At 63.8% G+C, this 6,668-nt stretch carries 7 protein-coding genes and 1 pseudogene; 3 read left to right on the plus strand and 5 right to left on the minus strand.

Annotated elements, in window-relative coordinates; translation table 11 throughout:
* Positions 1-28: 28 nt before the first annotated feature.
* The 3 genes from AB0I15_RS60265 to AB0I15_RS60275 all read right to left on the minus strand — a co-directional run bounded on the left by AB0I15_RS60265 (position 29) and on the right by AB0I15_RS60275 (position 2,756).
* Entirely contained in the window at positions 29-1,276 is a 1,248-nt protein-coding gene (locus AB0I15_RS60265; RefSeq protein WP_358118321.1) for a hypothetical protein, read from the minus strand.
* Complete coding sequence (locus AB0I15_RS60270; RefSeq protein ID WP_358118323.1) at positions 1,273-2,421, minus strand: ThiF family adenylyltransferase; 1,149 nt, start codon at positions 2,419-2,421, stop codon at positions 1,273-1,275. Before AB0I15_RS60270 ends, AB0I15_RS60265 begins: the two co-directional genes overlap by 4 nt.
* A 206-nt stretch (positions 2,422-2,627) precedes the next feature.
* A complete protein-coding gene (locus tag AB0I15_RS60275; RefSeq protein ID WP_358118325.1) occupies positions 2,628-2,756 on the minus strand; it encodes a hypothetical protein in 129 nt (42 codons plus the stop codon).
* Positions 2,757-3,058: 302 nt separating this feature from the next.
* On the opposite strand from AB0I15_RS60275, the gene AB0I15_RS60280 reads away from it, so the two are divergent.
* Positions 3,059-3,382 carry a hypothetical protein gene (locus tag AB0I15_RS60280; protein ID WP_358118327.1) on the plus strand — a complete coding sequence of 108 codons (324 nt, stop codon included), beginning with the start codon at positions 3,059-3,061 and terminating at the stop codon, positions 3,380-3,382.
* A gap of 74 nt (positions 3,383-3,456) precedes the next feature.
* Here AB0I15_RS60280 and AB0I15_RS60285 read toward each other — a convergent pair whose 3' ends face one another.
* Entirely contained in the window at positions 3,457-4,230 is a 774-nt protein-coding gene (locus tag AB0I15_RS60285) for a class I SAM-dependent methyltransferase (RefSeq protein WP_358118328.1), read from the minus strand.
* Between the two features lie 214 nt (positions 4,231-4,444).
* Between AB0I15_RS60285 and AB0I15_RS60290 the strand changes: the two genes are divergently transcribed.
* Together AB0I15_RS60290 and AB0I15_RS60295 are read left to right on the plus strand one after the other, a co-directional pair.
* Positions 4,445-4,981 carry a hypothetical protein gene (locus AB0I15_RS60290; protein WP_358118332.1) on the plus strand — a complete coding sequence of 179 codons (537 nt, stop codon included), beginning with the start codon at positions 4,445-4,447 and terminating at the stop codon, positions 4,979-4,981.
* Positions 4,927-5,190 (plus strand): annotated as a pseudogene (locus tag AB0I15_RS60295) (ATP-binding protein); the annotation flags it as partial. The gene AB0I15_RS60290 and the pseudogene AB0I15_RS60295, both read left to right, overlap by 55 nt.
* Positions 5,191-5,692: 502 nt before the next feature.
* Here the strand turns inward: AB0I15_RS60295 and AB0I15_RS60300 are convergent.
* On the minus strand, positions 5,693-6,616 hold the full coding sequence (locus tag AB0I15_RS60300) for an integrase (RefSeq protein WP_358118330.1): 924 nt from the start codon (positions 6,614-6,616) through the stop codon (positions 5,693-5,695).
* Between the last annotated feature and the right edge of the window lie 52 nt (positions 6,617-6,668).

The following is a 6,668-nucleotide window of genomic DNA, read 5'->3' on the forward strand; positions in this document are numbered from 1 at the left end:
TCCGCAGGTCCAGACCGCTCATACCGTCTCAAAACGTCCTCTGAGTTGTGGGGATTGACCGCTTTGAAGGAGAGGGCATCTCGTTGCGTTGTCGCCACCATGTGACCGCCCAAAGGATATGCGCGGTGCCGAGGACGAGAAGGACGACGACGCTGTCCACGTTCACCATCGCTGGGTGATGAGGACCCAATCGGGTTACCGCTTGGGAGATCAGTGCGATGTCCGCAGGGAGGGTAAAGGCAGTAAGGGCGGCCAGGCAGAGGATTGTTCCCATCACGAGGACGATGCTGTACATGCGCACCGCGTGGCGTTCGTGAGGGGGCAAGCTGAGGCTGGGGTCGGCTAAAGCCGGTCCGCGCCCAGTCGCCACCTTCCACGCCCGGCCGCGGATGTACTTGGCGTATGCCTTCCCATCACCGAACAGGTCACGGCAGCCCAGAAGATCTTGCATGACGAAGTAAGCATCTGTCCGCATGAAGACCAGAAGTTGGAACGAGAGGGGGACGACCGCCAGCACCACCACAGCTGACAGGATCCTGTGTGCGACCGCATTCTCCTCCGTCACGGCCAGGAGCAAGATTGCCAGAGCCGCGGTCGAGAGGTTGACAGCCATGCCGGCCAGATAGGCGGTCAACCGGTGCCTGCGCGGTGCGAGCTCGATGCCACTGATGTCGGTCTCGGCCACGAGGAACTGAAGGCGCGTACCCAGCCGGATACGGGCCTGCACACCAGTGGCTCGTGCGGTGACAAGGTGCGCCATCTCGTGGGTGAAAAGGAGGGACCATCCGCCGATGGCGCTCAGGGCCAGGACCAGGCTGCCGTGCGAGCTCCACAACAGGTCCTGATATCCGGGCAGCAACTCTGGTCGTATGACGAGCGTCGTCCCGGCGGCGAGCATGAGGCACCCAAACAGCGCGGGTAGAACGGGACTCAGAACGAAGCGGAGGTGCTCTGGGCGAAGGCGCGGGAAGGAAGGAGGCGAGGGAGGTTCGGATTGCACGGGGCGACAGTCGATCTCAGCCACGAAGCCCAACTCGACCAAGTCCCGCACAAAAGACAGCACGTCGAAGTCGCAGCCAGTCTTCCCGATGAGCCGTGCGGTGGTCTCCTCGATGGTGAGCCCTTGGCCAAGCAGTCTGAGTGCCATCTCACCGACTTGCGGAAGTACCACGAACTCTCGGGTCTCGAATCGGCCAACGATCCACTCGTCACGGTCTCGGCGCATCGCGAGATCGTGCAGACATATCCTGCTTGTCGGCAACAGGCCGAGGCTCACGGCGCATCCGGTTGTGCGCTGCCGCCGCACGCCGGGCAGCCCGGTCGGCGCGGCAGTCTCTCCAGCACAGGCTCGCCAGGCAGAGCCAAATTCATTCCGAACCGGAAGCCCGGCTCGATGGACGGCGCCCCAGTCAACAGGGCAAGCGCAGCGTGTGTGAGCAGGTTGCCCGTGAGGCCGGCAGACACGGCGTTGACGGGATGCCACGGCAATTGCGGTTCGAGCGCATCGAGGGGGATGCCGGCCGGCAGAGACGCTTGTGCCCGCTCGCCTTCCTGATCGTGAAGGCATTCCCAGCAGGCTCCCTGTCCCGGTGCGTAAACCCCGGCCGAAGCCAGAGGACCGTGATAGCCGCCGCTCACCCACGACACACCAGCGGCCAGGCAAGCTCGGTTAGCCCATCGTCTGATCAAGCGCGGCTGGTCGGCGCAGAGCGCGAGTAGGTCGTAGCCCGGCCGAAGCAACTCAGCGATGTCAGCTTGGCCGTCTACCCATCTCCGCTCACCGGTGATCTCCACATCGGAATTGAGTTCACGCAGGTGTGCTACCGCGCAGTCGACCTTGGACTTGCCGATGTCGTCCTCGCGGTAGAGGACTTGACGGTTGAGGTTGGAGAGCTCGACGTCATCAGCGTCGACACAGTGGAGATGGCCAACACCGGTCGCCACGAGTCCCTGAGCGACGGAGCCGCCTACACCACCGACTCCAATGAGGAGAACCCGCGATTCGCGCAACCCAACTTGGATGTCCCATGAATTTGCGCGCGGCATCGAATCGATCCAGCGGAAGAAGAGCATGCTACGGGAATATCGCTCCCGCTCACGGTCGGACAACTGCGCTGGTGGGCATGCGCCGAAATCCTCCAAGAACCCGGCCTCGAGAAGCTGCTGCATCGCCTCCGTAGCCTCGATCTCGGACACTTCCGGGTGTTCGCACGTCACGACGGTGAGCACATCGTCGGGTGACCTGGTCCCGTCCAGCGCGCTGACCAAAGTCCACAACCAGCCGCCGGAGTCCTCTATCTCCGCCCCAATGCCGTGGATCGTGGCAGCGATCCTGACATTGCCATCGAATGTGCGAAACGGGACATACTCCGGCTTGATCCGCGGCCTCAGCAGTTCCCTGGCCCGGACATGCGCACCCATCTTGCATCCTCCCGCATCGGGTACCGGATTTCTTGGATGATCTCAAACGGCCAGGGCTCTGCCCCGTCCCGGAAGAGTTGGGGGGGGGGGGGCCCCCCCCCACGGGGGGGGGGCGCCGCGCCCGCCGCCGCCCGAGGCGGGGGGGCGGGGCCCGCCCCCCCCCCCCCCCGCCGGGCGCCCCCCCCCCCCCCGCAACTCGGCGACGGTCACATGGCGGTCGAGCCGCTCGCATCCCCAGTCGTCTCCTTCTTGTCCAGTCGACGGATCTTGATCCTCGTCGGCTGGTTGCTGGTCATTGGCTGGTTGGTGGTCGACTTGTCTTCGTTCTTCCTCACGACCGTCTCCTATCGCCCAACGAGTTGTCGATGAAGCGATGATCTGTGCCTGCACTACAAAATCGCCACAAGACCGCCATAGAGCTGGTGCAGACACACCTATCGCCACGAGCCAGGAGGTCGATTTGGGGAGCTTTCCACCTCATTGGATCGGCTGATGGTTCTGTCGGTAGTTGGTGACGTCAGTTGTTCGTGAAAGCTGACGGCACCCGGTGATGGCCCAGAAAGATGTTCGCGAATTCTGACGTCATCATCGGGGTTGCGGCGTCAAGCTGGATGTGCTCAGTAAAGGAGCACCCCCGATGCCGTCTGGTCAGTCGAAGGTCGAGTTGTACGCTGCGCTGCGGCGCGACTCCCGCGATGGCATGTCGAACCGGGTGTTGCAGTGCAAGTACGGCGTCACCTGGAGCACGGTCAACAAGGCCCTGACCTCGGCTTGGCCGCAGCCACGCACGACAACCGCTTCGGCGGGGCCGTCGAAGCTGGATCCTTTGAAGCTGCTGATCGACGAGATCCTGCTCATTGATCTGGACGCGACCAGGAAACAGCGCCACACCGTCACCCCGGATCTACCGCCGTCTGATCGACGAGCACTCCTCGTCCGAGGCGTTGCGTTGACCACCTGAACCCGCACCGATGAGAGGGCGCAAGCGTCCTGCGAGCAACCGCGCGGTCCGGCCAGGGACTGAGAGTCCGGTGTTTATACCTTGCTCGCGACCACCATGTAGTTCTCGGCCTCAAGATCGAACGTGCTCCGTTCCGTCTGGAGTCCGACCCGGTGCAACTCGACTTCGAGTTCCTCGTACCGGTAGGGCCAGCAGGACAGCAGTTCTGAGCGGACAAGAACCAACCCGGTCGCATCAACTTGCGCGATCGCAATCTCGATGTGGTGCTCCTCCTCCCAATGCCGCGCAATCTCCCAGCGGTAGACCACGACGGCATCGCGACCGTTCCGGCGGACGAGTCGGTCACTGATGTCCAGCCGGGAACCTCTGGCCCTCACGAGTTCCCAAGTGCGGGATGTGAGTACCAAGCGCCCGCCAGGGCGCAGAAGCCGTGACATCGACTCCAGAGCAGCACCCCTGCCTGTCGCGCCCGCGGCATGGTGAAGCGAGTTGCCAACGCAGAACACCATGTCGAACGTGTTGTCCTGGAAATGGTCGGGCAACTCTTCCCAGTTCGCCCGTACTGCCCGGACGGATGCCCCGAACTCCTCAGACAACTCTGCAGTCCGACGAACCATCGCCTCGCTGGCGTCAGTTGCGACAACCTGCATGCCACGACCGGCGAGGCCAACCGCCAACTGTCCGGTTCCGCACGAACAGTCGAGGACGTGAGCGTTCGACGGCAGGAGATCGAGGACGTCGTCGAACGACGCAGCGAACTCGGCTGGAGGCAACTTTGCATCCGAGATGAGCCATTCGTACACCTCGGCAAGCACGTCATAACCTGTCACAACCACTACCTCCGTCACGCGCCAGACTCACGGCAGGACGTCAGTCCATCAGCGGAGCAAGCCGGGCACCAATGGTTTTCGCAAGGATGGCTCTGACGGTGTTTGTGGGTTGTCAGTTGTCCGTCTGAGTGGATGTCACCGGCTGGTTAGCTGGGAAGTTGTTCGTGAGAAGTAGTGTCACTCGCGGGGTTGCGGTGGCAAGGTGAATGTGCTCAGTGAAGGAGCACCGCCGATGCCGCCTGGTCAGTCGAAGGTCGAGTTGTATGCCGCGCTGCGGCGTGACCCTCGCGAGGGCATGTCGAACCGGGCGCTGGAGCGCAAGTACCGGGTGGGCTGGCGGACTGTTCAGAAGGCGCTGAGTTCGGCGTGGCCGCAATCTCGGGAATCGTACACGCCTCGCCGTTCCAAGCTGGATCCGTTCAAGCCGGTGATTGACCAGATGCTGCTGGCTGATCTGGATGCGCCGAGGAAGCAGCGTCACACGGTGGTCCGGATCTATCGCCGGTTGATCGACGAGCACGCGATGGACGACGTGTTCTACCAGGTCGTGCGCGCCTGCGTCGCCAAGCGGAAGCCGGAGATTCGGGTCGAGGCCGGCCGTGGCCCGGCGCAGGTGTTCATCGAGCAGTCGCACCTGGCCGGCGCCCGAAGCCGAGGTCGACTTCGGCGAGGTCGCGGTCCGTTTGCGGGGCGAGCTGGTGAAGTGCCATTTGTTCTCACCTGCTCATTGCGCTCGGCACCGAAGCCGCGATGGCAGGTTTCCGGGTGAAATACACCCTGGCATCGAAGCTGGCCAACGAGCTGGTCGAGGCCGCCGACGAGAAGATCCTGTTCAAGACCATCGCCCGCTACGGCCGCGTCGACCTGCTCTGCATCGACGAACTCGGCTACATGCAACTCGACCGCCGCGGCGCCGAACTCCTCTTCCAGGTCCTCACCGAACGCGAGGAGAAGAACTCCGTCGCCATCGCCTCCAACGACTCCTTCCCCAAAGCGCACATGTTCGCGCGAACTTGTGTCAGGTGGCGCCGAAGCTGCATGGGTTGCAGGGGCCCTATGACGGCAGCGGTTGGTCGACGGCGCGTATCGCGTCCGGGAGGACGATCACTTGCTGCTGGGACCAGCAGTCGGACTGTTGGGTGGCGACCTCGGCACCGCACCGAGCGCAGACCAGGTTCGGGCCGTCAAGACCGTCCAGCCTGCAGCACCCGTTCCGTCGTCCCGGATCGGGATGCAGTTCGGTGCCGGTGATGTCTTCGGGGTTGAGGATGAGCCCGCCGGTCTCCTCGCTGTTGGCATACCTCCCCGCGGGCATCCGCGCTGGCAGGAAGACGTCCGAAGTTGGCGCCTCCTCGATCACCGGCGGAGGCAGCGGGACCTCAGTGATCTCCGTGGTGAGGTGCTGATCGCATCGACGGCAGACGAAGAATGGCATTCTTAATTGTCGGCAGACGGCCTGGTTCCTTGTAATCGGCGTTGATCAGGCCTCGGGCATGAGCCCGGGATCAACACGGTCAGCGAGATAGATCATGACGCCTTCGGGATCCATGCCGAACGCGGCTGCGACGAGTTTGGGGTCCATGATGTTGACCAGATCGAGCAGGCGGGTGGAGCGCAGCATCCGGGGTGGGACGCCGCAGAGGTCCAGGACGTGGCTGACATAGGCGGTCGAGGCTGGGGCTCGGCCGGCCTTGGTGCCTTTGGTGACCATGACATGCGGGTTGTCGGTGCGTTGTCCTTGGCGGTGGCTCAGGCAACGCTCAAGAATCGTCCAGCTCGCCGGGTCCAAGGGCACCGGGTGGGGTCGGTGGCCGAGCAGGATGGTCCGGCTTGGCAGGTCGATGTGATCGAGGCGCAGGTGGCGGACCTCGCTGCTGGTGGCGCCATGCAGCAGCGCGAGGATGCCTAGGAGCGCCTCGTGCGGGTGGACGTCTGATTCGGTGGTCCAGCGCCGGAACAGCCGGCGCTGCTGGTCGAGAGTGATGGCCTGGCCGATGAAGCCCCTTGGGCGCTTGGCCGTCAGATCTCGGGTCGCATCAACGAGCACGATCTTGTGGGCCCGCGCGAAGCGGAAGAACTGGCGGAGGACGGTGAGGCGGCGAGCTCGGCTCTTCGGGTGACAGGCCAGGAACGCTTCGACGTCATGGACGTCAACCAGCGCCCAGTCGTGCTTCCCGCGCTCATCATGGAGGTGCTTGGCCAGATCCCGGATGGTGGAAAGCGTCAGTTCGAGGGTGATGTCGCTGCGCGGCTGCGTCCCGGCGCGGCGGGCGCGTTCACGAGACCGCAGCAGGAACGTCGCGAAGGATTCGCCAGCCGGGCGCAGCGAGACGGGTATTGCGTTGATCCGACGCAGACGCCCGGGGTGTGTCAGAGAAAATGCACCAGATAGGGCTAAAAACACCTATCAGTCACGAGAGGGGTTATAGGGGATCCTGGCGTAGTTCGCGCCGGGT

The sequence above is a fragment of the Nonomuraea sp. NPDC050643 genome, from assembly GCF_040654715.1.
Lineage (GTDB): Bacteria > Actinomycetota > Actinomycetes > Streptosporangiales > Streptosporangiaceae > Nonomuraea.

Bases quoted from the DNA above. Each gene is read 5' to 3' on its own strand.
- AB0I15_RS60290 (WP_358118332.1), top strand. From the start codon at position 4,445: ATGCCGCCTGGTCAGTCGAAGGTCGAGTTGTATGCCGCGCTGCGGCGT.
- AB0I15_RS60280 (WP_358118327.1), top strand. From the start codon at position 3,059: ATGCCGTCTGGTCAGTCGAAGGTCGAGTTGTACGCTGCGCTGCGGCGC.
- AB0I15_RS60270 (WP_358118323.1), bottom strand. From the start codon at position 2,421: ATGGGTGCGCATGTCCGGGCCAGGGAACTGCTGAGGCCGCGGATCAAG.